A 26,191-nucleotide genomic window follows, 5' to 3' on the forward strand; every position below is an offset into this window, starting at 1 on the left:
ATAAAAAAGCCCCCGGAACGGAGGCAAAGGACTTTCGTCAACAAGATTCAGTATTATATTGCGGATAATGCAATATTAATTATTCACATCCACCACCACACGGCCGCGGATTTCACCGTTCAGTAAACGCTGTGCTGCCGGAATCGCTTCATTTAACGGAATAACCCGGCTGATGGTTTCCAGCTGCGCCGGATCTGTCAGTTCTGCCAGCTGTTTCCATGCCGCCACACGGTCTGCCTGCGGACGCATCACACTGTCAATCCCTATCAGACTCACACCTCTGAGGATGAACGGTGCAACAGTACCGTTAAAATCCATCCCCTGTGCCAGACCGCATGCCGCCACAACACCGCCGTACTGCGTACCGGCACAGACACCGGCCAGAGTATGGCTTCCCACGCTGTCAACCGCAGCCGCCCAGCGCTCTTTGGTCAGTGGTTTACCCGGTGCGGATAACTCGCTGCGATCCATAATTTCGGATGCACCCAGCGTATCGATCAGGTACGCGGTATCTGTAGTGCGGCCGGTGGATGCGATAACGTCAAAACCTAATTTTGACAGCAGAGAAACCGCAAAGCTGCCCACACCGCCGCTGGCGCCGGTGACCAGAACTTTACCGGATTCTTTGGTGATCCCCTGCTTCAGCAGAGCCTGAACCGCCAGCATAGCGGTATAACCGGCTGTCCCGATCATCATTGCCTGTTTTGTGCTCATTCCGGCCGGTAACGGCGTCAGCCAGCTGTCTTTCACTTTTGCCATTTGTGACAAACCGCCCCAGTATTTTTCACCGACGCTCCAGCCGTTAAGCAGTACTTTATCGCCTGCTTTATAATGCTCAGAGCTGCTTTCAGTGACAGTACCGGCAAAATCAATACCCGGAACCATAGGGAAACTGCGGACCACCGGGCTTTTACCGGTGATCGCCAGACCATCTTTATAGTTCAGCGTGGAGTAATCAATCTGAACCGTCACATTGTGTTCCGGCAGTTGTGATTCATCGAGCTGAGCCAGTTTGGCGGTATAGCCGTCGGTGTTCTCAATCAGAATACAGTTAAACATGGTGTTATCCTTTTATGAATATAGACCAGATGTCTACTTAATTGTAAAAAAATTTATTAAATACGCACCAGGGTGTTAACGGCGGTGATATTTAATAAATTATTCTGCAACATTCCCCGGGGCTGTTATTTTTTATCCGCCAGTATCTGCGTCATAAAAACAGTGATAAACAGATCCAGCGGTTCACTGTTACGCGTCAGTTTGGCTCGCATTACCGCACCTTCCCAGCCCGTCCAGAAAAAAGCGGCCATCTGCCTGCAATCTGTTTTTCCGGAAATAAGCTGCTGTTTCTGTGCTTCCAGAAGACAGATTTCCACTTTTTTTTGCCAGCCGGTAATAATGTTATCGAGTATTTCGCAATACCCGGCCGGCAGGCTGGCAACCTCCTGACCGAGATTTCCCACCAGGCACCCGCGCTGCCAGTGATATTTTTCCATTCCGGCTTTGGCCGTCCGGTAAAATAACCGCAGTCGTTCCGGTGGCGGCAGCGTGGTATCAGACAGGCATTTATCCAGAAGGCGGGAAAAGTAGCTGTCGTAATTACGCATAATTTCCAGACCAAACTGCTCTTTACTGTCAAAGTAATAGTAAAAAGAGCCCTTCGGCACACCAACTTTTTTCAGGATACCGTTGATATCCGAAGTCATATAGCCTTTTTCGGTAAACATCTCCATGCCACTGCGGATCAGCATTTGTTTTACATCTGCACCCGCATCATGATTTTTCGGCGGCCGTCCCCGTTTTGGTTTTATGATTTCTGATGTCATCGCGTCTTTACCTCTGTCATACGAAACAATATAGACCGGTTGTCTTGTAAATGCCATATCTTTTTCCGGGTGCCACGGAGCCAGAACTTTACCGACCTGCTCTTTGGTATCCTGCGACTGACCGGCAATCATGTTGTACATGGCCTCTGCCTGCCGGGCCCGACAGGGTTTTCTGTGATCCGCACATTGGACTCATGCCCCTCTGTTCAGGTGGCCAAATTTATTAAACCACGACAGAAATCAATAGCGGACTGTAATCACGATAAGCCGGCAATACGGGAGACAGAGGCGCATTGCATTTCCGGAGCTGATTATTAAGCACCACCTGACAACTGTATAATTATACAGCTCAATGGGAGCCTGATATCAAAAAGGAATTATCATGACTCAAGTAACAAAGGAAGCATGCTGTGAGAACGGGCAGACAGTTATTAAGATTATCGTGAATAACTGTTGCAAGTGCTGCTGCAAATGTGAGGAACCGGAAAAACCGAAACCAACCTGTCCGCCAGTAACGCCGAAACCGACATGCCCGCCTGTGACTGTATGTCCGCCCGAACCAACATGTCCGGTGACAACCCCGTGCGTAACAACACCATCAGTGACGACACCAGAACCAACAACACCAACAGTGACAACACCAGACCCAACAACACCAACAGTGACAACACCAGAACCAACAACACCAACAGTGACGACACCAGAACCAACAACACCAACAGTGACGACACCGTCATTTACCGTACCCGTAGTAACAACACCAACAGTAACAACACCAACAGTAACAACTCCGTCAGTAACTACACCACGTATAACTGGGGAGCCTTGATTTAAAAACGTATATTAAGAAAACAATGCCTCGCTAAATAGCGGGGCTTTTTATATCTGATTTCTCATAGCCTCATATAGTACGCACTATATCGGCAGGGAGGATGATCTACATCCTGACCACCGGGGACAGACCGGTCGTCACCAGGCAACGCAGGGAACGTGGAGTCTGATGAACAGGTTCGCTTTTCTATAAGGATTTACACCATGATCACTGCCGTAGTTTTACCCGGGTACCATTTTCAGAAAATGGTACCGGCATCTGATGGGCAGGTATTCACAACCAGCTGGAAGATTGCTGACTATTTTGGAAAAACCATAAAAACGTGCTGAGGAAAATAAAGCAAACAATCAGCGATTGTCCTGATGAATTTGCTGAGAATAATATTTATTCAACTGATTACATTGATAAAAATTGCGATATTCAGCCAATGTATAAGTTATCAAAAGATGGCTATACGCTTCTGGTAATGAGTTTTACCGGAAAGAACGAAAGGCGGACGTTTTTGAGATAGACAGAAGTTGAGTACGAAAGATGGGCTTGGTCACAAAAAATAAAGACACCCGTTAAAACACCCGCGCTTTCATTATTGATAGTAACTGTGCGGGTAATTCTTTGTTTTATATGGTACGCCCTACAGGATTCGAACCTGTGACCTACGGCTTAGAAGGCCGTTGCTCTATCCAGCTGAGCTAAGGGCGCGCTGAGGAAAAAAACAGCGGGTTAACTGCTTGATGCACCGTGGATTATACGGCTGAGGAGCGGCGAGTCAATCAGAAAATAAGTTATCTTCGGCAGTAACTTTCCGCCACCTCAATAAAACATAACTGACAGACGGAAAATGTTCTGACAGAATAGTGCCCATCTTTTATCTGTTTTATGGATTTTTACACGATGTCAGCAAAAATTATAGACGGGAAAACGATTGCGTCGACCATCCGTGCCGAAGTTGCCGCAAAAGTTCAGCAACGGATTGCTAACGGAAAACGTGCTCCCGGTCTCGCCGTTATCCTGGTCGGTGAGAACCCCGCATCTCAGATTTATGTCGCCAGCAAACGCCGTTCCTGTGAAGAAGTCGGATTTATTTCACGTTCTTATGACCTCCCCGATACCACCAGCGAAGCCGAACTCCTCCATCTCATTGATAAACTGAATAACGATAATACTATCGACGGGATACTCGTTCAGCTTCCGCTGCCAGCCGGTATTGATAATGTCAAAGTCATTGAGCGTATTCATCCGGATAAAGACGTAGACGGTTTTCATCCTTATAATATCGGCCGCCTGTGCCAGCGTGCGCCAAATCTGCGCCCGTGCACACCGCGCGGTATTGTGACGCTGCTTGAGCGCTGCAATATCAATACATTTGGTCTGAATGCTGTGATTGTCGGCGCATCCAATATTGTCGGCCGTCCGATGAGTCTGGAGCTGCTGCTGGCCGGTTGCACCACGACGGTCACTCACCGCTTTACCACAAATCTGCGTCATCATGTCGAAAATGCGGATCTGCTGATTGTGGCTGTCGGGAAACCCGGTTTTATTCCGGGCGAGTGGATCAAACCCGGCGCGATCGTTATCGATGTGGGTATTAACCGCCTGGAAAACGGCAAAGTGGTCGGTGATGTGAATTTTGCCGAAGCCGCCGAACGCGCAGAGTGGATCACCCCGGTACCGGGTGGTGTCGGCCCTATGACGGTTGCCACACTGATTCAGAATACATTACAGGCCTGCGAAGAATTTCACGATAAGGACGAATAACCATGGATATTTTTAATCTCGACGGGCACCCGCATGTTGAACTGTGTGACCTGCTCAAAATTCAGGGCTGGGCAGACAGCGGCGCTGCCGCCAAACAGTTTATCGCTGATGGTCAGGTGACTGTTGACGGTGAAACAGAAACCCGCAAACGCGGCAAAATCACTGCCGGTAAAGTGGTGGAATTTGCCGGTCAGCAGGTAAAAGTGGCTGAATAATATCAATTTGTGAATAAACCAGAGCATCGACTCTGGTTTTTTTATCCGCATAATAAAAGAGCCGCAAAAAATGGAAACACAAAAATTCAGGCCTGTGCAAATTGCGCTGCACTGGTTTATTTTTCTGCTTGTGATTGTCGTTTATATCAGTGGTCTGTTACGGGATTCTGCTGATGAGCCGCTGCGGAGTATCTTGTCCGGGTTGCATTACAGCTGCGGTATCTCTGTCGGTATACTGATGATTGTCCGGCTGGCGGTCAGAATAAAGCATCGCGCACCGGCTATTATCCCCAAACCGTCCCCGGTGATCACCGGATTATCTCATCTGGTGCATCTGATGATCTTTGTGATATTTATTCTGTTACCGGTGCTCGGTTTCAGTATTAAATATCTGAACGGTTATGACTGGTCATTATTTGGTATTCCGATGCCGGTATCTGCCACACCGGATGAAGATCTCGCGTACAGCATACAGAATATTCATGAGATCATTGCTAATACCGGTTATTTTATTATCGGCCTGCATGCTGCAGCCGCACTGGCACATCACTATTTCTGGAAAGATAATACCCTGCTGCGCATGATGCCGCGTAAACGGCACTGATTATCCGCCGCTGAAATATAAAACGCCCGGCAGTCATAACCGGGCGTTTTTAATACTGAAGAACGGTATCTGTATAATTTGTTAACGGTATTTTTTGTGGTATTCACCGCGGGTGACTTTAAATTGTTCAGTCATCGCTTTTGCTTCCTGAATTTTACCCTCTCCCGCCAGTTTCAGTGCCTCGTCGATTTGTCCGGTCAAAACATCATAACCATGATGGTAATCCTTCACTTCTGCGCTGTCCGCCGCTTTACCTTTCAGTTTGGCGGGTAATTCCGCTTTGGCACTCTGTGCCGCAGCACGCATTTCTGTCAGTGCATCCTTCAGCGCTGCCGCGTCATCTGTTTTTTCAACAATCTGTAAATTTGCGTTCAGCGTTTTCATATTATCTGACAATCCGGCGGCTGACGCCGTGACTGTACCAAACGCACAAACGGAAACGAGCAATACCGCTAACATATTTTTACTCATCAGATGCTTCCTTTATTTTTTTAATAAAAATACGACAAGAAACTCACGTATAAAATCAGCTACGCTGACAGAATAGCTGATAATTTGCTGTTATACCTGCACCGTAAGAATAAAACGAAATAAAAAAGCCCGGCAATAAATCATGCCGGGCTTTTCAGCCAGAATGTAATAACGATTACTTACGGCGCCAGGTGGTGCCCTGCGGGCCATCTTCCAGCACAATACCCATATCGGTTAAGGCATCACGGGCCGCATCAGCCTGCGCCCATTCCTTTGAGGCACGGGCATCGTTACGCTGTTTGATCAGTGCTTCGATTTTTGCTGTATCTTCATCACTTTCGCTCTGCGCACCGCTTTGCAGGAACTGCTCAGGGTCCTGAGTCAGCAGACCCAGCACACCCGCCAGCTGGCGCAGTTGTGCCGCCAGGCCGTTCGCCGCCGTCATATCTTCCTGTTTCAGGCGGTTCAGTTCGCGTGCCATATCAAACAGTACAGAATAAGCTTCCGGGGTGTTGAAATCATCGTCCATTGCATCGCGGAAACGACTGGCGAATTCCTCATTAACCACCACCGCCGCGTCTTTATCTGTGCCGCGCAGAGCAGTATAAAAACGCTCCAGCGCAGTACGCGCCTGCTTCAGGTTCTCTTCCGTGTAGTTAAGCTGACTGCGGTAATGTGCGGACAGCAGGAAGTAACGCACCGTTTCCGGGTCGTAATAACCCAGCACATCGCGGATGGTGAAGAAGTTATTGAGGGATTTCGACATCTTCTCTTTATCGACCATCACCATACCGGAGTGCATCCAGTAATTCACATACGGGCCGTCGTGGGCACAGGTTGACTGCGCGATTTCGTTTTCATGGTGCGGGAACATCAGGTCAGAACCGCCGCCGTGAATGTCAAAATGCGTACCCAGCTGTTTGCTGTTCATCGCAGAACACTCGATGTGCCAGCCCGGACGGCCTGCGCCCCACGGCGATTCCCATGACGGCTCACCCGGCTTGGACATTTTCCACAACACGAAATCCATCGGGTTGCGTTTTACATCCGCCACCTCAACACGTGCACCGGCCTGGAGCTGTTCCAGATCCTGACGTGACAGCAGGCCGTACTCCGGGTCGCTGCTGATATCAAACATCACATCACCGTTATCCGCCACGTAGGCGTGATTTCGGTCGAGCAGTAACTGCGTGATCTCAATAATTTCTTTGATGTGATGCGTGGCACGCGGCTCTGAATCCGGGCGCATCAGGTTCATGGCATCGAAATCGCGGTGCATCTCCGCCACCATGCGATCCACCAGCTGATCACAGGTTTCGTGGTTTTCATTCGCCCGTTTGATAATTTTGTCGTCCACATCCGTGATGTTGCGGATATAGTTCACATCATACCCGGCGTGACGCAGATAGCGCACAATGGTGTCAAACGCAACAAATGTCCGCCCGTGTCCGATATGACACAGGTCGTAAACAGTGATACCACACACGTACATCCCGATTTTACCGGGGTTAATGGGCTTAAATTCCTCTTTTTGTCTTGATAAGGTGTTATAAATTTTCAGCATAGGACTATTCCATTAAAAGTCTGTACGTGTTGATGGTGACTTATGTTAATTAATTGATAATAAATACTTTATTTTTTATATCTGTCTGCGGGGATCATAATCTGAGACAGGTCAGGTTATTGAAACGCGAATACCCTGCAAATGCAAGAAAGACCCTGTAAAACCCGGTGATTATAACAAATACTGACGCAGATTAGTGAGTATGATATAACACACCCCGGAGATAAAAACGGCAGATTATTGCCTTTATAATATAAGCAGCAGGAAATTATTATGGTAACTTTTCATACAAATCATGGTGATATCGTCATTAAGATGTTCGCGGACAAAGCACCGGAAACGGTCGCAAACTTCCTGAGATATTGTGAAGACGGTTTCTACAATAACACCATTTTCCATCGTGTTATCAATGATTTCATGGTCCAGGGCGGTGGTTTTGAGCCGGGCATGAAGCAGAAGCCAACCCTCGGTATGATTAAAAACGAAGCCAACAACGGTCTGAAAAATAACCGCGGCACCCTGGCGATGGCCCGTACCAACGACCCGCATTCCGCCACTGCACAGTTTTTCATCAACGTTGTTGACAACGACTACCTGAACTTCCGTTCAGAAACACCAAGTGGCTGGGGCTACTGTGTGTTTGCTGAAGTGGTTGAAGGTATGGATGTTGTGGACAAAATCAAAGCAGTCAAAACCGGCAACAGCGGTATGCACCAGGATGTGCCGCGCGAAGATGTGATCATCGAAAGCGTGACTGTTTCTGAGTAAGTATGACCACGCTTATTATTGCAGATTTGCATTTAAATGAGCACGAGCCGGCGATCACCGCCGGCTTTCTTCGTTTTCTGCGCGAACAGGCGGTTCACGCATCACAACTCTATATTCTCGGTGATTTTTTTGATTACTGGATTGGTGATGATGACCCGAACCCGCTGCATAAAACCGTGGCTGATGCGCTGAAATCCCTCAGTGACAGCGGCGTGAAGATCTTCTTTATCTGCGGTAACCGTGACTTTCTGCTGGGCAAACGCTATGCCCGTCAGTGCGGAATGACGCTGCTGCCGGATACACAGGTAATTGAAGCCGAAGGGCATCAGATCCTGATCATGCACGGCGATACTCTCTGTACCGATGACACGGATTATCAGCATTATCGTCAGCGCGTTCACACTCCGTGGATACAGCGCCTGTTTCTGTGGCTGCCGCTGTCACTGCGCCTGAAAATCGCGAAGAAAATGCGGGCGGGCAGTCAGTCTGCCAATCAGCGCAAAAGCGAAGCGATTATGGATGTAAATCAGAACGAGGTGATGAAGGCATTCCGTCAGCACCGGACACGCTGGATGATCCACGGTCACACCCACCGTCCTGCGGTACACGATGTTTCTGCTGACGGCGAAACGCACTTTCGCGGTGTTCTCGGTGCGTGGCATTCTCAGGGTTCCGCCTTTAAAATCACCCCGGACAGTATTTCGCTGATCTTCTTTCCGTTCTGAGCCATTACCTGCCCGTATTTGTGAAAAATCCGTGACGCAAACGTTTTCCTTCGTGATTTACCATGATATTATGCCCGTCTTCTTCACCGGCTCACTGCCGGACGTCTGTCAATTTTCGTGACGCGGGATGTACAGGAGCACCGAAAACATGAACGCCGCCTCTTCGCAACAACACTCACCGGCAGCCAAAGTGGCTATTGTTATGGGTTCCAAAAGTGACTGGAGCACCATGGAACACGCCGCTGCGATCCTCGACCTGCTTCAGGTGCCTTATCACACCGAAGTGGTTTCCGCGCACCGCACGCCGGACAAACTGTTTTCTTTCGCTGAAACCGCAAAAAAGAACGGGTTTGATGTGATCATCGCCGGTGCCGGTGGTGCCGCGCATCTGCCGGGTATGCTGGCGGCCAAAACCCTCGTTCCGGTGCTGGGTGTGCCGGTGCAGAGCGCCGCACTCAGCGGCGTCGACAGTCTCTATTCCATTGTGCAGATGCCGAAAGGTATTCCGGTCGGCACGCTGGCGATCGGTAAAGCCGGTGCCGCCAATGCCGCTCTGCTCGCGGCACAGATTCTTGCCCTGCATGATGAGGCTCTGCTTGTCCGTCTGACAGAATGGCGCGCAGCACAGACCGATGATGTGCTCAGTAACCCGGATCCGCGGGAGGCCTGCTGATGAAACCGGTGTGCGTTCTGGGAAACGGCCAGCTGGGCCGGATGCTGCGCCAGGCCGGTGAGCCGCTGGGCATTTCTGTTTATCCGGTCGGGCTGGATGCCGAACCGGAAGCCGTTCCTTATCAGCACAGTGTGATCACCGCTGAAATCGAGCAGTGGCCGCAAACCGCGCTGACACAAGTGCTCGGGCAGCATCCCGCCTTTATCAACCGGGATATCTTTCCGCGTCTGGCTGACCGCCTGCCGCAGAAAAAACTGATGGATGATCTGCATCTCGCCACCTCACCATGGCAGCCGCTTTCTTCCCCTGATGAATGGCCTGATATTTTTGCCCGCCTCGGGGACTTTGTCATCGTCAAGCGCCGTACCGGCGGCTATGACGGCCGCGGCCAGTGGCGTGTGCGTCCCGGGGATGAATCCGCCCTGCCGCCGGAAATTTACGGTGAGTGTATTGCCGAGAAAGGCATTCTGTTTTCCGGTGAAGTGTCGCTGGTCGGTGCCCGTAACCGCGCCGGAGAATGTGTGTTTTACCCGCTGACGCATAATCATCACGAAGAAGGCATTCTGCGCATGAGCGTGGCCTTCCCGCAGACACAAAATCCGCTTCAGGAACAAGCTGAGCAGATGCTGGGCGCGATCCTCAATGAGCTGGATTATACCGGTGTGATGGCAATGGAGTGTTTTGTCACAGAGGACGGTCTGCTGATCAACGAACTGGCACCGCGTGTGCATAACAGTGGTCACTGGACACAAAACGGTGCGTCAGTCAGCCAGTTTGAGCTGCATCTGCGGGCGATTCTGGATCTTCCGCTGCCGCAGCCGGTCGTGACCGCCCCAGCGGTGATGGTGAATATTATCGGTACTGAACTGAATACGCAGTGGCTGGCACAGCCGCTGGCGCATCTGCACTGGTACGATAAAGAAGTGCGGCCGGCGCGCAAAGTCGGTCACATTAACCTGTCACATCCGGAACCGGCACAGCTTATTGCGGCACTCAGTGAGCTGGCACAGAATTTACCGGCGGAATATCAGTCTTCTGCGGACTGGGCAAAAACAATATTAAGCTGGTAGTCGGCACCGTTTCCGGCGACAATAGTTCCATTCTGATGCCCGGCGTTCAGCCGGGCATTTTGCTTTTTACGCCTTTTCCGGAGCCGGGATGTTTTCGTCAGATCGCCGCTTAGGCCCTGTTTATCAATGGACTATACTCACCCTGCTGGGGCTGGTTTATTTTCTGACCACCGCCACCACCTTTACCTCATTAGGCGTGGTCTTACCCGGTATGCTCAGAGAACTGAACTGGAGCTGGACGGACGCCGGTTTCGGGTTCACCCTGCTCGGGCTGACCTGCGGATTATCCAGTTTTCTGCCCAGTCTTCTGATCCGTAAAACCAATGTGCGCCTGACCCTGCTGACCGGACTGCTGCTGTTTCTGGCCGGGTTTTACAGCCTGTACACCACACAGTCGATTCAGCGCTATTTTATCGGTACGGCTTTCCTCGGGATTGGCTTTACCTTTATGGCCACCGTTCCCGGTACCTATGTGATTTCACGGCTGTTCAGCCGCCAGTCCCTGGCGTTTGGTTTTTACTTTACCCTCGGCGGACTCGGCGGTGTGGTCGGGCCATGGATCTATTTTCTCGCCGCCCATGTGTTCGGTTCATGGCGGGTACACTGGCTGATCTCCGCGCTGACGCTGGCTGTTGTCACACTGATTACCCTGCTGGTGATGCGGGAAGGCCGCCGTGAAATCACGCATGCCCGTGCAGTGATGTGGCAGCAGAAGAAACAAAGTTCCCGTATCTACCGCAGTCAGGCGCGCTGGAGCGCCCGTCAGGCGCTGAGAACCTGGCAGTTTTATGTGATCGCCGCGTCTTATACCGCCTTTTTGTGGTGCGGATTCACCGTGAACAGTTTTGCGGTGCCGCATATCATGGACAAAGGATTCAGCGAAACCATCGCGGCCACACTCCTCAGTACCATGGCCTTTATCAACGCCTTTTCCCGTCTGGCAGGCGGAGCGATAGGCGAGTGGCTGGAGCCGAAAAAGCTGCTGATTATCAGCCTCGCCACCATCACGTTTGGTGTGCTGACGCTGAGTATCGCGACCAGCTGGCCGCTGCTGATCCTGTTTACGGTGCTGGTGGGGATTGGTTACGGTATGACATTCCTGGCCTCCAGCGTGCTGCTGGCAAACTATTTTGGCCGCGGCCCGTATCTGGAGCTGTTTTCTGTTGTGAATCTGATTTCCACCTTTGCCTGTCTGGCACCGTTTTTTGCCGGTGCCGTCAAGGATTACAGCGGCAGTTTTACCCCGGCGTTCCTGCTGATCGCCCTGCCGGTGATCGTGATTCTGGCAGCCACATTCTTTATGCGGCCACCGCAGCACAAACCGGTCAGGGCATACACGCCGTCGCCGGACTAACTCTGTAAACGGCGGTGCTGCTGAGAATCCCCGAGCAAACGGAGCCCCAGCACACTGCCGCAGAGTGAAAGCAGAAAACCTCCGGCCAGCGGCAGCCCTATCCACAGCGGCCACTGCAATTGCCACGGGAAATCAAACACGCGGGTCTGCAACAGCCACAGGGCAATCTCCGCACCGAGTGCCGCAACCACGCCCGCCATCACGCCCAGCAGCGCAAATTCACTCCACAGCGTACGCCGCAACAGGCGTTTTCCGGCACCGAGGGTGCGGTATACCACCAGTTCAGTCCGGCGCTGATTCATACCCACCTGGATCTGCGCCAGTAATAACAGCACACCACAGATCAGCACCAGTACCACCATCGCTTCCAGCGCACGGCTGACCTGCGCGAGAATGGTCTGGATCTGTTTCAGCATCGATCCGGTATCAAAAATGCTGATAGACGGATACTTACGATTCATCTGGGTGATTAATCCATCATTACCGTCATAGTGAAAGCTGGTCAGCCACATGGCACTCTGATTTTCCAGGGACGCCTGATTAAAAATAAAGAAAAAATTCGGCCGCATACTTTCCCAGTCCACCTGCCGCACACTGCTGACGGTCGCGGTAAACGGCCGGGTATCCCCGGTGAATGTCAGGGTATCTCCCACTTTCAGGCCGAGCTGTTTGACGACTTCCATCTCAATAGAGACTTCCCCGGGTTTCGGCGGCCAGGTGCCGTCCTCCAGCTCGTTAAGCGGCGGCAGGGACTCCGTCCAGGTGAGACTCAGTTCACGGCGGACCGTATTGTTGCCGGGATCACGCGCATCTGCCCATTCCAGCGCAGTTTCGCCGTTAATACCGGACAGCCGGGCCAGCACCACCGGATAATATTCCGTTGGCGTCACGTTGTGCGCTGCCAGCAGCTGATTGACAGGTGCTATCTGATCTTCGGTCATATTCACCAGAAAATAGTTCGGCGTATCCGGCGGCAGTTGCTGCTGCCAGCGCCCGATCAGATCACCGCGAACCATCACCAGCAGTCCCAGCAGCATAAAAGAGAGCGCAAATGCACCGGTCTGAACCAGCGTCTGACCGGGCTGACGCAGCAGGCGGCGGACAGCCAGCCGCAGACTCAGTGCACGAAACGGGATTTTGGCCAGCAGCCACAATCCGCCGTATCCGGCCACTGCCAGCAGCGCAGCGATCAGAACCACACCGGCCAGTACTGCCCAGAGCAGAAAAGAGGCGTTGGTCAGCACCGCCAGCCCGCCAGCCACAATCAGTGCTGTCAGCGGCAGATACCAGCGCAGCGGCCAGACCGGTGCCACCACGTCATCGCGCAGCACGCGGGTCGGTTGTGTCAGCATCAGCTGGCGGTACGGCCGTGCACCCACCAGCAGAGTGATAGCCACCAGGGTCAGCAGTGCCCATGCCCACGGCCATAATCCCGGCGCGGGCAGCGCTTTCGGCAGCAGCGGAGAGAGCAGGCTCATCAGTACGGCATCAAAAATCAGCCCCAGCAGCGACCCGGCGACCATCGCTGCAGCCATCAGTACCGCCCATTGCCCGACAACCCAGTAACGCAGCTCCCGCCGCCCTGCACCCAGCGTTTTCAGTACTGCAATCAGGGTATGACGACTGCGGCAGTAGTGCGACATCGCAACGGCCACGGCGGCAATCGCCAGTAACAGGGTCAGCAATGCGGAGAGCACCAGGAACTGCTGAGCGCGATCGATCGACTTCGCCAGCGCCCCGCCCTCCTGCTGCAAAGTGACCCAGCGCTGATCGATCCGCAGGGCATCCTCATACTGCTGTTTAAATATCGATACCGCATCCGGCGCACCGGCAAACATATCGCGGTAAGTCAGGCGGCTCCCCGGCTGTATTGCCCCGGTGGCTTCCGCATCCTGCAAACTGATCAGGACGCGGGGAGCCATCTGGAACGGATTAAAACCGCTGTCCGGCTCCTGAATAAGAAAACCGGCAATTTTCAGGTCGGTATCCCCCACTTCCAGCATCTGTCCCGGTTTTACCGAGAGCAGTTCTGCCAGGCGCGGCGCGATAAGAATCTCCCCCGGTGCAGGTTTCAGGCCGGGCGGATCGGTTTCCAGCTCACCGTACAGCGGATAAGCCTCATCGGCTGCTTTGACATACACCAGCTGCGGCACATCATTGGCAAACACCATGGTGTTGAAGCTCATCTGCTGACTCAGCGCCAGGCCGCTTTCCTGCGCCTTTTTCAGCCAGCTTTCATCAGCCGGATGCGAGCCGCGCAGCACCAGATCACCGGCCAGATAATCACGGCTCTGATAATTCACACTCTGATTAATGCGATCACCGGTACGCCCCAGCGCCAGCACACAGGCGACTGCCAGGGTCAGTGACAGCCAGACCACCAGCAGGGACGGCGTGCGCCACTCCCGCCAGAACCAGCGCCAGATCATGTCAGTTCCTCCAGCTTGCCGTCAGACAACTTCAGCCGCCGCTGACAGCGGGCAGCAAGGGTCAGATCATGTGTGACCAGAATCAGCGTGGTGCCGTAATCACGGTTCAGTGAGAACAGCAGATCCGCAATTTTGTCGCCGGTACGGCGATCAAGGTTACCGGTCGGTTCATCGGCAAACAGAATTTTCGGCCGGGTCGAGAATGCCCTGGCTATCGCCACCCGCTGCTGTTCCCCGCCCGAAAGCTGGGCAGGCATATGTTTCAGGCGTTTTTCCAGCCCCAGCTGAATCAGCAGCTGCTCCGCATTTTCACGGCTGGCAGATTCGGATTCACCGCGTAACAACGCAGGCAGCTGGACATTTTCCAGCGCATTCAGTGTCGGGATCAGCATAAAGGACTGAAACACAAAGCCGACATCCCGCGCCCGCAGTTTTGCCCGCGCTTCCTCATCCAGCTGCGGCAGTGACTGTCCGAGCAGTTTCACCTCACCGGACGTGCCGTCATCCAGACCGGCAATAATTCCCAGCAGGGTCGATTTTCCGGAACCGGACTCCCCCACCAGCGCAATTGTTTCTTCAGGCTCGACAACTAATCCGACACCCTGCAATATAGTGATCTCATTTTCACCCTGACCGACGCGCTTAATAAGATGATCAATTTCAAGAATAGGCTCCGGAGCCATCTCTGTTTCCTTTTTCTGCTGCTGTTCAGCGGGAATCTGTATGCCGCCGGAACATTACTGATACTGGGGGACAGCCTGAGTGCCGGTTACCGCCTTCCGGCCGGAGAGGCGTGGGCGGCACAGCTGGGACAACGCTGGCAACAGGCCGGTAACGGCATCACACTGATAAACGGCAGTATCAGCGGAAATACGGCCGCTCAGGGACTTGCCCGTCTGCCTGCACTGCTGGAGCAGCACCGGCCGCAATGGGTACTGATTGAACTGGGTGCCAACGACGGCCTGCGCGGCCTGCCGCTGACACAAACCCGCACCGATCTTCAGGCAGCGATTGATGCCGTGAAAGCCGCCGGTGCGAAGCCGCTGCTGATGCAGATCCGTATTCCGCCGAATTACGGCAAACGCTATACAGAGCGGTTCTCTGCGCTCTATCCGGCGCTGGCACAGGAAAATGCCGTTCCGCTGATCCCGTTTTACATGGAAGCGGTCATCACCAACCCGCAGTGGATACAGGATGACGGCATACACCCGAACGCAGCGGCACAGCCCTATGTGACAGACTGGATGGATAAAACGCTGCTGCCTTACTTACAATAACAGGCGTCAGACTATCCTAAATGATTTGTCCATGACTTATAAGCAGTTAAGCAGGTAAAGAAATGCAAAAAGCAGTTTTGATCACCGGCAGTTCCAGCGGTATCGGGTTATGCGCGGCAAAGACACTGAAACAGCGGGGCTACCGTGTGCTGGCCGCCTGCCGCAAACCGGCGGATCTGGCCGAAATGGCACGCCTCGGGTTTGAACCGGTGGAACTGGATCTGGACTGCCCGCAGAGTGTTGCCCGCGCTGCGGAACAGGTACTGGCGTTAACAGATAACCGCCTGTACGGCTTATTCAATAATGCCGGTTTTGGCCTGTACGGCCCGCTGGAAACGGTCAGCCGTGAAGATCTGGAAAAACAGTTTTCCGCCAATCTGTTCGGCACGCATCAGTTAACCACGCTGCTGCTGCCTGCCATGAAACAGGCCGGCGAAGGCCGGATAATCCAGACCAGTTCCGTGATGGGTCTGATTTCCACCCCCGGACGTGGTGCTTATGCCGCCAGTAAATACGCGCTGGAAGCCTGGTCCGATGCACTGCGGATGGAACTCGCCGGTACCGGAGTCCGTGTCAGCCTGATTGAGCCGGGACCCATCACCACCCGGTTTACGGAAAATGTCACACAAACGCTGCAGGATAAACCGGTCAAAAATCCGGGAATTGCCCGCCTGTTTACCGGCAAACCGGAGGATGTGGTGAAAAAAGTCATCTGTGCCCTGGAGCACCGGCACCCGAAAATACGCTATCCTGTTACGGGTCTTACCGTAATCGTGATGTGGCTCAGACGCCTGCTGCCACTGTGGCTGATGGATAAAATACTGAACAAAAAATCCTCTGCTGCTTGAAATGCTGCGCTGCGCCCAGATGTTAATAAAAAGTCCGCCAATTTATTAAGAGAATGAATATGTTATCAAATGCACATATCACAGACGTTAACGAAACCAATTTACGCCAGGTTATTGAATCTTCAATGCAGGTGCCGGTGGTCTTTTTCTTCCATTCCGCGCAGTCCCCGCAGTGTCAGGAACTGGGCGCTATTCTGGAAAAAGTGGCCGCTGACTATGCCGGGATGATGATCCTTGCCAAAGTAAACTGCGATACCGAGCAGATGATCGCCTCACAATTCGGTCTGCGTGCGGTGCCGACCACCTATCTGTTCCATCAGGGACAGCCGGTCGATGGCTTTGAGGGGCCGCAGAATGAAGAAACAGTCCGTAACTTCCTGGCAAAATTCCTGCCGTCCGAATCTGAAATCAAAACCGGTCAGGCCATCGAACTGATTGAAGCCGGTGATTTTCAGGCTGCTCTGCCGCTGCTGCGTGAAGCGCATCAGGCAGACGACCGCAACAGTGAAATCACCCTGCTGCTGGCACAGACGCTGCTGGAAGTGAATCTGTCAGAAGAGGCAGAGAAAGTATTGAAGTCTGTCCCGATTCAGGATCAGGATACGCGCTATCATGGTCTCTTATCTCAAATTGAGTTACAAAAACAAGCTGCAGACACGCCGGAAATCCAGGAGCTGCAAAATGCCTTTGCCGCAGATCCGGAAAATGCAGAACTCGCGGTACAACTGGCGCTGAAACTGCATGAAGTTCACCGCAATGACGAAGCACTTGCACTGCTATTCAGTTTCCTGAAGAAAGATCTGGCGGCTGCGGAAGGTCAGGTACGCAAAACCATGATGGATATTATGGCGGCAATGGGAACCGCAGACAGTACTGCCGCATCTTACCGTCGTAAGCTATACTCGTTACTGTACTAATTATTACTTTACTGAATTATTTAACCCACTCATTACTGATAAGGATTTTGGCTCATGGATTTGTTCTCACTGGGTTTTGTCCCGATTATTATTCTCATCGCCGTCATTATTGTCGCGACCGGTGTCAAAACTGTACCGCAGGGCTTTCAGTGGACTGTTGAGCGTTTTGGCCGCTATACCCGGACACTTCAGCCGGGTCTGCATATTATTGTGCCGTTTATGGATCGCATCGGCCGTAAAATTAATATGATGGAACAGGTTCTCGATATTCCGTCACAGGAAGTTATCTCCCGCGATAACGCCAACGTCACCATCGACGCCGTCTGCTTTATTCAGGTCATTGATCCGGTACGTGCTGCGTATGAAGTCAGCAACCTGAATCTGGCGATTATCAACCTGACCATGACCAACTTCCGTACCGTGCTCGGTTCGATGGAGCTGGATGAAATGCTGTCTCAGCGCGATTCCATCAACTCCCGCCTGCTGCATATTGTGGATGAGGCAACCAACCCGTGGGGGATTAAAATCACCCGTGTTGAAATCCGTGACGTGCGTCCGCCGAAAGAGCTGGTATCTGCGATGAACGCCCAGATGAAAGCGGAACGTACCAAACGTGCCGATATTCTCGAAGCGGAAGGTATACGTCAGGCGGCTATCCTGAAAGCGGAAGGTGAAAAACAGTCTCAGATCCTGAAAGCAGAAGGTCTGCGTCAGTCCGCATTCCTGGAAGCAGAAGCCCGTGAACGTGCGGCTGAGGCGGAAGCCCGCGCCACACAAATGGTATCGGATGCTATCGCTGACGGTAATATGCAGGCTATCAATTACTTTGTGGCGCAGAAATATACCGATGCACTGACCAAAATCGGTGCAGCGGAAAACAGCAAAGTCATTATGATGCCGCTGGAAGCCAGCAACCTGATGGGTGCTATCGGCGGTGTGGCTGAAATGTTCAATGTGTCAAAAGACACGAAAGGTCAGGGTAAATCCGCATGATTGAGATGATCGCATCACAGGCGGTCTGGTTCTGGCTCTGTTTCGGCGGCATCCTGCTGATTCTGGAGATGCTCGGCACCGGGGGATATCTGCTCTGGAGCGGTGTGGCGGCACTGATTGTCGCACTGCTGACGTGGATAATACCGGGGCTGAGTCCCGAGTGGCAGGGCATTATCTTCGCAGTGATGACGGTGATTTGTGCGGTGCTGTGGCGTAATTTTCAGCGCCGCCGCCAGCGTGATGACAGCAGTTCACCGAATCAGGCCAATCACAAGCTGATTGGTCTGCGCGCCGCACTGCTGACAGAGACGGAAGAGGGTTACAGCCGCATCCGCCTCGCAGACGGAAGCTGGCGTGTTTACAGTCAGTCGCCGCTGCCTGCCGGTACGGAGGTGGAAGTGATTGCCGTTGACGGTATTACACTGACCGTCCGGGCTGTCAGCCGGTAACTGACCGGAAAGACAACAGCAAAACGGCCTCTGTCACCAGAGGCCGTTTTTATTTATCTCAATAATCTTGTCTCAAAAACCTTACCGCATCACGCGCCTTTAAAACGGTAGCGTTCATTCACGGAATTGGTCAGATCCTGCATAATAATATTGGTCAGTTTATCGGTGGTATTTAATGCGTCCTGCATCACTTTATTCTGGAAGTCCTGTAACAGCTGTTTGGCCTTAGCCGGGTCTTTTTTATAGATACTCAGATACTCTTTTTCCATTGCCTGTTGTTCTTCGGCAAACTGAGCTTCCTGTTTGCTGTATTCCGCCTGCACAATTTTCGAATATTTATTAAAATCGATCATCGCCAGAGTCTGTAATTTACGGAATTTCCAGTGCGCGGAAGCATTATCAGCCTGCGGTGAGCCGATGGTATAGGCTTCCACATAACTATCCGGGCCGTAATACACCGGGACATAAACAGATAATGTCGGCATACCGAAAGCGATATAACGGACATTGCCGATTTCTTTCGGTAAATCTTTGCGTACCTGTAAAATATGGGAATGCTGGGTTCTGAATACCGAGATTGGTCGTTTGGTGGTATCCGGATAGGTGGTGGCATAAGGGGATATGCCGACATTTTCATAATGGTTGCGCAGCCCGGCTTTAATATCTTCCAGCCCCAGTTTTTTCGCCGGTTTTAAGAAGACAGGGAAATCATTGGATTTCACATCTTTAAAATCAGTCTTAATTTCCGGGTTATACATTTTTTGCAGCACTAAGACACGCGGATAGTTGTAATAACCGTCACTTTTTGCATCATCTTTGGTATAGGCTTTTTTGAAATTAAATTCACCGTCTTTCTTCGGATCATATAAGCCGTTTTGCTCGGCAAAGGAAATCAGTGTCGGAGATGACAGGTAGTTGTCTTTGTCATTGATATCAAATTTTTCCAGGCGCCCCTGGTTGGCGGTGACATAATAGGTATTGGCCGGAATTTTCGCAGCCATCCACTGGTGGCCGCTGCCGGTTTCCAGATACCAGATCCCGTCTTTATCAATAAAGGCCACACCGAAACCTTCACCGGCGCCTTTTTCCTCAATAATTTTCCCTAACCGCATTACTCCCTCTTTCGCGGAAGAGACATACGGTAATACCACATCCGGAATGGCATCTTCAATAATCCCGGTATCTTCGACATACGGGTCAATTTTTAATGATGCATCATTGGCAAAAATGGTTTCTGTGGCACTGATCCCGACACCGGCGTCATTAAAGCCGTTAGAGCTGAAACGGAACTGACCTTTATCATTCCATTCCGGGATAGTGGTATAACGCATTGCCTTTTCCGGCAACGTATAGGTAAATTTATTTAAGTTGGTTTTAAACTCAGTGTCTTTATTGATTTTTTCCTGATTCACCTGCAAAACTTTCGGGTTTGCCGGATTCATATCTTCATTGCGGGCAATATATTGCGCACCATCTGAAGACGCATTTTCACCGACAAAAATAGTGGTACATGCCGTTGCATCAGAAATCACCAGTGCAGCACCCACAGCAAGAGATAAAACACTACGTTTCATAGAGAACACCTTCCATTGAGTTATAAATTGCGTTTACGCTATCCATTACCCGCTGATTTTTCTTTTACGCAGATCGCATAATACAAAGTCAATCACTGGATTATTCTCAAAACATGGTTTATTTCACTAAATTAATTATTTTTTACGGATAAGTGTTTGGGTTAAAATTACGGATTATTTTTTCAGCGGGGAATTGATCGGGACAGGGGATCGTGTGAATTGTTATTTTATTTCTTTTTTACTGATCACAATTAAGCGGTGTGTGGGGGTATCCGGATCATTCCCCCAATAAAAATCACTCCAATATTCAAAAAAAGATTCAATATCCTGAATAGCAAACAGTGGCCTTTCCGGCTCTCCGCCATCTGAAGCATAAACATAAAAACCGGCAGCCAATGCCCATGAAATCATTACTTCCCAAAAACGCCGGCCGTCACCGGTTTGTTCTTCATCGGTAACCACAATATGATAAGTATCCGGCAGCCAGCGGAAAAAGTGCCGCGGCAGGTCTGCAACAGCAGACTGATGTTTGTCATTGGTTGTCCGCCATACTTTAATTTGTGTGCAACTTGTCTGACCGGCAACAATGTCATTGCGGAAGCAAAGCTCAACCAGATAAACGGTTTCGGGTAAATCCCCGGTAGTCACCAGCCTGTACTGCTGCTTTTTACCTGATTTAATAAATTGATAGCCCTCTTTTACCTCATAGCCGGGCAATAAAAACTGATGTGTACCGGCAGCCGGAAACAGTACTGTCAGTTCGCTGTTTTCAGAGGGCAGATTTAATTTCCGGTTAAAACTAGCAGTGAACTCAATTGTCTCCGCCATCCTGTAAATCCGCCATTAAATCCGGAATACAACTGAATATTTTCCCTTTTCCGTATTCTGATTCAGTAATTGCAGCCAGAGTACACACGGAATAGTGATGCGGTGTCTGTTTCATATTATTCACTGTTACATCCGTTAAGTCCGGTATTGCACTTTCTTTTAATTCAGACATATCAACCCCGAAAAATCGCAGAATAAACATAATGATAAAAAACCGGGCATCAGATTAAATTCAGCCGAACTGATATTGCTGATAATAACCACCGTGATATAAACAATTTTTAAACCACGCCGGATTGTCACATAAAAAACGGCTCCGCAGGGAGCCGTTTTATCTTACTGAATAAACTAATAATTACTTCACTTTACTGTTTACACTGCCGTGATCATTAGTGACAGAAATTCCCACCGGGGATTTTCCGTTTACGATCCCGTCCTTAACCGCACTGACAGCCTGTCCGGCATTGAGCGGGAGTTCGCCGTGAATGCGGGTGCCGGTTTCTTTGACCGCCACAGAACGCATTTCGGTGTTCCCGCCATCCGGCAGACCGTCCAGCACCGCACCTGTCAGAATGGTGCTGCCGCCGGTGCGCAGTTTACCCTGTTCACGGGCTGTCAGACCGGATTGCTGTCCCACCTGCTCAGAAGAGCGGGTTTCAAAGGACGCTTTCACCTTGCCGTTCATGCCGGCAGGAGATGTCAGACCGGATTTCACTTTATCCGCCACCGTACCCGCACCGGTTCCGGCATTTTCACGGACAGAATCAGCTGCTTTATCGAGACCGTTTTCCAGACCGGCTTTGATATCATCCGCAAACTTCGGCGTACCGGCATTCGCCAGTTTCGAGGTGGTACTGCTGCCCTCATCATTGGTATGTGCCGCCGACAGATCCGCATCCGCTTTCAGAACCGATTCCGTGTTAGTCCGGCTTTCAACCACCAGATCACCGCCGACACGTCCGCTGATAGTATCCGCGCTCAGTTTTCCGCCCTGAATCCGCGTGTCATTGCGGCTGTTCAGCGTGAGATTTTCGCTTTCAGTCAGGGCATTTTTCTGTGTGACTGTCTGCTGATTATCAATCCCGCCTTTCAGACCGGCGCTGATATTATGCCGTGAACCGGTTTCCGGATTTTCTGTACTGCGCGAGGTCCCGATATTCAGTTTTCCGCCCGCATTCCAGTTGGCTTTATCCGTGGTTTTCTGTGCGGATTCAATCACAATCCCGCCGTCACGGGCTGTCAGTGCGATATTTTTTGCATCGGTCTGTGTGCCTTTCAGATGCAGTGCATCATCCCGCATGCCATCTGCTGAGACAGCAACCGTACCACCGCTGCGCAGACTGCCGCCGCGCTGATCCGTCACGTTTTCAGACTGTTTGCTGATACTGAAATCCGCACCGCCGCCCAGTTTGCTGCCGGTTTCTGTTTTACCGCCGCTGACCTGCACACCGCCGTGCCACTGATGGCCGGAAATGGTATTTGTGCTCTCCGCACTGTTCAGCAGGGTATTGTGCCCGCCTTTCACGGTGATATCCCCGTCACTGCTGACATCAGTACCGTTAGCGGTCAGGTCGTTTCCGGCCTGTAATACCACCCCGGTTTTCCCCTCAGTCACACCGGTTTTCGCCGTTGTACCGCTTTCGTTGTACACTTCACGTCCGCCGCTGAGACCACCGCCCGCATTTTTCAGGTTAATCGACTCCACATTCACCTTCGCCCCGGCGTCATAGCCGCTGACGGTTTTACTGTGTGTATCTGCTGCCTGATCCAGCGTCAGATTGTCACCGGCACGGACAGAAACGCCTCCTTCCTCACTGCGCAGTGTATCACCCTGTAATGAGACATCACGCCCCGCCTGCAGCGCGATATCACCTTTCGCTGACAGCGATCCGGTCACCGCTTTACTGCTGCTTTCCGTTGCCAGACGATGACCACCGCTGCCTTCCGCGTTGATCGAAACGTCCTGTCCGGTGGATGTCGCCACACGCAGGCTGCCTTTGCCCTCTGTCACAGATTCAGACTGATGGTGCGTATCTGCTGCTGCCGCGGACTGATAATCCCCGGTATTGATCGCAATACCGCCGTTTTCCGCCCGGTAACGTGTTCCTTCATCCAGAACACGATCTGTGGCGTTCACGGCAACAGATCCTGCATTAACAGAGGTGGTTTTCGCCTGTGTGTTTTCGGTGGTGGTCTTCCGGTTTTCCCCTTTGCCGCTCAGGTCAACGCCGATGTCCGGCAGACCGGTGGCGGCGGTGCTGTCAGCCACACCGGCAACATCACCTTCCGCAAGATTTTCACCGGCTTTGGCCAGCGGACGGGAGACTTTACTGTAATCAAGGGAAACACCGAGACTGCCTTCGCCGCCTTTGGTGGTTTCCGTGGTGCGATCACTGTTATGAGCAGCCCGGTGTTCCGAGATCTGCGCCGTTTCCGTATAAGCGCCGCCCACCGTGTGTGATGCGCCCTCCTGGGAGAGGGTTTTTCCGGCGGTCAGCGTGAGATTACCCTGCACGTTCGTGCCGGAGGTGACCGCCTGATGCTGCTCCTGTGTTTTACCGGTTTCAGTGTGACCGCCGCTGATCCCGCCGCCGATTTTGTCCATACCGCCGGTCAGGTAAATGCCGCCGTGTGATTCCCCTTTCTGCTGTGTCCGGCTATCACTGTTATCTGCCGCATTCAGGGTGATATTTTCAGCAGAAAGCGCCGCATCCCCCTGAGTCGTGGTCAGTGAAGAGCCGGTAAGGGTGAGATCCTTCCCCGCAGTGACAGAAACACTGCCGCCTTTCAGTTCACTGCCCTGCTGCGTGACAGAATCCTGTTTTTGCGTTTCGCGGGTATGGCTGATATCCAGACCGGCGCGGTATTGTTTGTCTTTATCCTCTTTGGCATAGCCGCTGATTTTCAGTGTGGTTTCTGTTTTGTCAGACTGCTTTTGCGCCTGTGCCGCACGGACATTAATATCCCCGAGGGTATCAATTTTCAATGTGCCTGCACTTTCAATCAGACTTCCGGCGATGGTGATATCATTTTTCCCGGCCAGCCGCAGATCGGCCTCTGATTTCAGCTCACTGCGCTCCACCCTGGTATCTTCACTGTTCTCACGAAGCGTACTGCGGGTGATGTTAAATGCGCCGCCATCACGGTTATCAATATGTTTTGCCGTCCGGCTGATGCCGTTTTCAATGACCAGCGTGCCCTGCTCGGTCTGCACCAGGCTGTCCTGTGTCCCTTTTACCTTGCTGCCGGTGACAGTGACGCCATTACCGCCGGAAAGCCAGAGTTTACCGCCCGCGGTAAAGCCGGAACCGTGTGCCGTTTCTTCCGTGGTGGCACTGTTTTCACGGGAACCGCCGCCGATACCGCCCCAGGACGTGACATTTTCAGTATGTCCCTGGTGCTGTGTCGCGGTTTGCGTGCTGATGGTGAGATTGTTGCCGGTGTTGATAATCATATCTTTTACAGCGCGTGCCTGTGCCGCCTGAGCCCGGATGTCATGACCGGCATTCAGTCCCAGATTACCGCCCGCGATCAGTTCCGTTTTCACCAGCTGTTCTTTCGAGGTGACATCGCCGTGTGTACCACTGAGCAGTTTGGCCGTCTCATTGCGTTTATTACCGGATACGGTTTGCGTGCGGGAGTTTGTCACGCCCTCAAGCCGGATATCGCCTTTGGCATCCGCGCTGAGATGTGTTCCGGCCTCCAGTTTTGCCCCTTTCAGGGTGATATCACCGGTTGCGGCCGCCAGCCGTATATCACCGGCAGCACGGATGTTACTGGTTTCCTGCCGGATGCTTTCATCTTTGCGGGTTTCGTTATTTTCCCACGACATCTTCCACTGATTTGTGGTGCGGGTGTCTGACTGCGCAACCTGGTCACTGTCGAGCGTGATGGTTCCGGCCTGAACCGAGATATCCTGTCCGCTCAGATCGGTGCCGGTCAGCCGGGCGTCCTGCTGAGCCACCAGCGTGATGTTTTTTCCGTCCAGCGAAGTGCGGGTGTAGCGCCCCTGCCGGGTTTCAGTGGTGACTGACTGACCGCTGCGTTTATCTTCTGTCCGGTGATGTTCATTACGTAACTGACCTTCAGTCCGCACTGTATCGCCGCTCAGACGGATATCACCGCCGGTGACCTGTGCGCCGGTCAGTGTCAGTGCGCCCTGTGACTGCGCATCAAAACCCTTTACAGCATCAATATTACCGGCCAGTTTTACGCCGCTGCCCTGCGCGGTGTTCACCAGACGGATTTTCCCGGCACGCATACCGCCCAGGTAGTAGCTGTCCAGCGGAACCGCATTTTTACCGGCGGAAATCGTCAGCAGATCAGCAGAGACGGTATTGTTGCCGGTGATCACATTCAGTGCCGCCGCGCGGATCTCTCCGTCGGCATTAATCGCGGGAGCGACCAGATCCAGCACTTTACCGGTGGTGATCCCGTTATTTCCGATCGTCAGTGAGTTTGTGTTATCCCGGGTGCTGTACGCACTGATCATGCCGTTTTCAATCAGCGGATTACCCACGATCAGACCGGCATTATTGGTATTGATAAACCCGCAGCCCTGACAACTGATCCCGTTAGGGTTAGCGAGGATCAGATCCGCCGCCATGCCGAAGACTTCCTGCTGACCCAGCAGCAGAGAGGGGTTACGGCTGACCACTTCGTTGAGGATCACCCCGGCGGCCTGCCCGTTCAGGTTTTTATTGGCCTCCAGCATACCTGCCAGTTGTGACTGTCCTGCGGTCATGCTGTTATTAAAGACCGCGCCATGATTATCCACATTAAAATCAAGATACTGGTTATGAGACAGCCCGTTACTGTTCGGCGCTGTAATATTGACAATATCTGTTCCGTTTACCTGCGAAACACCGGGGCCGTCCGGGCCGCCGTCCGCCACAATCCCTGCGGCTGCACTGTTCAGCGTGACAAAGGCCAGCGCCATCCACGCGGCCACCTTACCTGACGAAGAGAGTTTAAAGCGTTCTTTTTTCATTGTATTTCCTTACCATCCAACGACTGACG

25 protein-coding genes and 1 tRNA gene are annotated in these 26,191 nt (G+C 52.2%); 15 read left to right on the top strand and 11 right to left on the bottom strand.

All coding sequences use genetic code 11. From position 1 onward, the window contains the following. Nucleotides 1–75 precede the first annotated feature (75 nt). The gene (acuI, locus tag JC793_RS15190; RefSeq protein WP_166708435.1) at nt 76–1,059 is read right to left on the bottom strand and encodes an acrylyl-CoA reductase (NADPH); all 984 of its coding nucleotides are present in this window, start codon (nt 1,057–1,059) and stop codon (nt 76–78) included. Nucleotides 1,060–1,184: 125 nt separating this feature from the next. Beyond that, entirely contained in the window at nt 1,185–1,826 is a 642-nt protein-coding gene (gene acuR / locus JC793_RS15195; protein WP_166709021.1) for an acrylate utilization transcriptional regulator AcuR, read from the bottom strand. A 582-nt stretch (nt 1,827–2,408) separates the two neighbouring features. Here acuR and JC793_RS15200 point away from each other — a divergent pair. Further along, nucleotides 2,409–2,660, top strand: a complete 252-nt coding sequence (locus tag JC793_RS15200) for a hypothetical protein (protein WP_218426568.1) — start codon at nt 2,409–2,411, stop codon at nt 2,658–2,660. 320 nt (nt 2,661–2,980) lie between these two features. Further along, nucleotides 2,981–3,169 carry a Rha family transcriptional regulator gene (locus JC793_RS15205; RefSeq protein ID WP_218426569.1) on the top strand — a complete coding sequence of 63 codons (189 nt, stop codon included), beginning with the start codon at nt 2,981–2,983 and terminating at the stop codon, nt 3,167–3,169. Between the two features lie 111 nt (nt 3,170–3,280). On the opposite strand, the gene JC793_RS15210 is transcribed toward JC793_RS15205, so the two are convergent. After that, a tRNA-Arg gene (locus JC793_RS15210) sits at nt 3,281–3,357 on the bottom strand. Nucleotides 3,358–3,549: 192 nt separating this feature from the next. On the opposite strand from JC793_RS15210, the gene folD reads away from it, so the two are divergent. From folD to cybB, 3 genes are all read left to right on the top strand, one after another. Next, the gene (gene folD / locus JC793_RS15215) at nt 3,550–4,413 is read left to right on the top strand and encodes a bifunctional methylenetetrahydrofolate dehydrogenase/methenyltetrahydrofolate cyclohydrolase FolD (protein WP_046893234.1); all 864 of its coding nucleotides are present in this window, start codon (nt 3,550–3,552) and stop codon (nt 4,411–4,413) included. Between the two features lie 2 nt (nt 4,414–4,415). After that, nucleotides 4,416–4,628: a ribosome-associated protein YbcJ gene (gene ybcJ, locus JC793_RS15220; RefSeq protein WP_046893216.1), complete on the top strand. Its 213-nt coding sequence runs from the start codon at nt 4,416–4,418 to the stop codon at nt 4,626–4,628. A gap of 70 nt (nt 4,629–4,698) precedes the next feature. Then, complete coding sequence (gene cybB, locus JC793_RS15225; protein ID WP_218426570.1) at nt 4,699–5,232, top strand: cytochrome b561; 534 nt, start codon at nt 4,699–4,701, stop codon at nt 5,230–5,232. 81 nt (nt 5,233–5,313) lie between these two features. Here the strand turns inward: cybB and cybC are convergent, their stop codons facing one another. Together cybC and cysS are read right to left on the bottom strand one after the other, a co-directional pair. After that, nucleotides 5,314–5,703 (bottom strand): cytochrome b562, encoded by a 390-nt coding sequence (cybC, locus tag JC793_RS15230; protein ID WP_166708439.1) that lies wholly within the window; start codon nt 5,701–5,703, stop codon nt 5,314–5,316. Nucleotides 5,704–5,878: 175 nt separating this feature from the next. After that, complete coding sequence (gene cysS, locus JC793_RS15235; RefSeq protein WP_218426571.1) at nt 5,879–7,267, bottom strand: cysteine--tRNA ligase; 1,389 nt, start codon at nt 7,265–7,267, stop codon at nt 5,879–5,881. Nucleotides 7,268–7,540: 273 nt separating this feature from the next. Here cysS and ppiB point away from each other — a divergent pair, with 273 nt between their 5' ends. The 5 genes from ppiB (at nt 7,541) to JC793_RS15260 (ending at nt 11,857) form a co-directional block, all read left to right on the top strand. Beyond that, nucleotides 7,541–8,035: a peptidylprolyl isomerase B gene (gene ppiB / locus JC793_RS15240; RefSeq protein ID WP_107678467.1), complete on the top strand. Its 495-nt coding sequence runs from the start codon at nt 7,541–7,543 to the stop codon at nt 8,033–8,035. A gap of 2 nt (nt 8,036–8,037) precedes the next feature. Next, nucleotides 8,038–8,760 carry a UDP-2,3-diacylglucosamine diphosphatase gene (locus JC793_RS15245; RefSeq protein WP_218426572.1) on the top strand — a complete coding sequence of 241 codons (723 nt, stop codon included), beginning with the start codon at nt 8,038–8,040 and terminating at the stop codon, nt 8,758–8,760. Between the two features lie 148 nt (nt 8,761–8,908). Further along, nucleotides 8,909–9,433: a 5-(carboxyamino)imidazole ribonucleotide mutase gene (purE, locus tag JC793_RS15250; RefSeq protein WP_218426573.1), complete on the top strand. Its 525-nt coding sequence runs from the start codon at nt 8,909–8,911 to the stop codon at nt 9,431–9,433. Further along, complete coding sequence (purK, locus tag JC793_RS15255) at nt 9,433–10,503, top strand: 5-(carboxyamino)imidazole ribonucleotide synthase (protein ID WP_218426574.1); 1,071 nt, start codon at nt 9,433–9,435, stop codon at nt 10,501–10,503. The genes purE and purK overlap by 1 nt, the downstream gene beginning before the upstream one ends. An 88-nt stretch (nt 10,504–10,591) precedes the next feature. Then, complete coding sequence (locus JC793_RS15260) at nt 10,592–11,857, top strand: MFS transporter (protein WP_046893208.1); 1,266 nt, start codon at nt 10,592–10,594, stop codon at nt 11,855–11,857. On the opposite strand, the gene ybbP is transcribed toward JC793_RS15260, so the two are convergent. Both ybbP and ybbA read right to left on the bottom strand, forming a co-directional pair. Continuing rightward, nucleotides 11,854–14,286, bottom strand: coding sequence for a putative ABC transporter permease subunit YbbP (ybbP, locus tag JC793_RS15265; protein ID WP_218426575.1), 2,433 nt, complete (start codon nt 14,284–14,286; stop codon nt 11,854–11,856). The two genes, JC793_RS15260 and ybbP, sit on opposite strands and share 4 nt — an antisense overlap. Then, nucleotides 14,283–14,969 (bottom strand): putative ABC transporter ATP-binding protein YbbA, encoded by a 687-nt coding sequence (gene ybbA / locus JC793_RS15270; protein ID WP_046893206.1) that lies wholly within the window; start codon nt 14,967–14,969, stop codon nt 14,283–14,285. The genes ybbP and ybbA overlap by 4 nt, the downstream gene beginning before the upstream one ends. On the opposite strand from ybbA, the gene tesA reads away from it, so the two are divergent. From tesA to JC793_RS15295, 5 genes are all read left to right on the top strand, one after another. Next, nucleotides 14,937–15,563, top strand: a complete 627-nt coding sequence (tesA, locus tag JC793_RS15275; RefSeq protein WP_046893205.1) for a multifunctional acyl-CoA thioesterase I/protease I/lysophospholipase L1 — start codon at nt 14,937–14,939, stop codon at nt 15,561–15,563. The two genes, ybbA and tesA, sit on opposite strands and share 33 nt — an antisense overlap. A 62-nt stretch (nt 15,564–15,625) precedes the next feature. Then, nucleotides 15,626–16,411, top strand: coding sequence for an SDR family oxidoreductase (locus JC793_RS15280; RefSeq protein ID WP_218426576.1), 786 nt, complete (start codon nt 15,626–15,628; stop codon nt 16,409–16,411). 59 nt (nt 16,412–16,470) lie between these two features. Continuing rightward, a complete protein-coding gene (locus JC793_RS15285) occupies nt 16,471–17,328 on the top strand; it encodes a co-chaperone YbbN (RefSeq protein ID WP_046893203.1) in 858 nt (285 codons plus the stop codon). Nucleotides 17,329–17,382: 54 nt separating this feature from the next. Further along, nucleotides 17,383–18,321 carry an SPFH domain-containing protein gene (locus tag JC793_RS15290; RefSeq protein WP_024475083.1) on the top strand — a complete coding sequence of 313 codons (939 nt, stop codon included), beginning with the start codon at nt 17,383–17,385 and terminating at the stop codon, nt 18,319–18,321. Beyond that, on the top strand, nt 18,318–18,770 hold the full coding sequence (locus JC793_RS15295) for an NfeD family protein (protein ID WP_107678475.1): 453 nt from the start codon (nt 18,318–18,320) through the stop codon (nt 18,768–18,770). Before JC793_RS15290 ends, JC793_RS15295 begins: the two co-directional genes overlap by 4 nt. Before the next feature lie 89 nt (nt 18,771–18,859). Here the strand turns inward: JC793_RS15295 and JC793_RS15300 are convergent, their stop codons facing one another. The 4 genes from JC793_RS15300 to JC793_RS15315 all read right to left on the bottom strand — a co-directional run bounded on the left by JC793_RS15300 (nt 18,860) and on the right by JC793_RS15315 (nt 26,162). After that, entirely contained in the window at nt 18,860–20,344 is a 1,485-nt protein-coding gene (locus JC793_RS15300; RefSeq protein ID WP_218426577.1) for a C69 family dipeptidase, read from the bottom strand. Nucleotides 20,345–20,566: 222 nt separating this feature from the next. Then, nucleotides 20,567–21,172, bottom strand: coding sequence for a hypothetical protein (locus JC793_RS15305; RefSeq protein WP_218426578.1), 606 nt, complete (start codon nt 21,170–21,172; stop codon nt 20,567–20,569). Then, the gene (locus JC793_RS15310) at nt 21,156–21,344 is read right to left on the bottom strand and encodes a hypothetical protein (protein ID WP_141651472.1); all 189 of its coding nucleotides are present in this window, start codon (nt 21,342–21,344) and stop codon (nt 21,156–21,158) included. Before JC793_RS15310 ends, JC793_RS15305 begins: the two co-directional genes overlap by 17 nt. Before the next feature lie 183 nt (nt 21,345–21,527). Further along, nucleotides 21,528–26,162, bottom strand: coding sequence for a hemagglutinin repeat-containing protein (locus JC793_RS15315; protein WP_218426579.1), 4,635 nt, complete (start codon nt 26,160–26,162; stop codon nt 21,528–21,530). Between the last annotated feature and the right edge of the window lie 29 nt (nt 26,163–26,191).

The sequence above is a fragment of the Morganella morganii genome, from assembly GCF_019242955.1.
Lineage (GTDB): Bacteria > Pseudomonadota > Gammaproteobacteria > Enterobacterales > Enterobacteriaceae > Morganella > Morganella sibonii.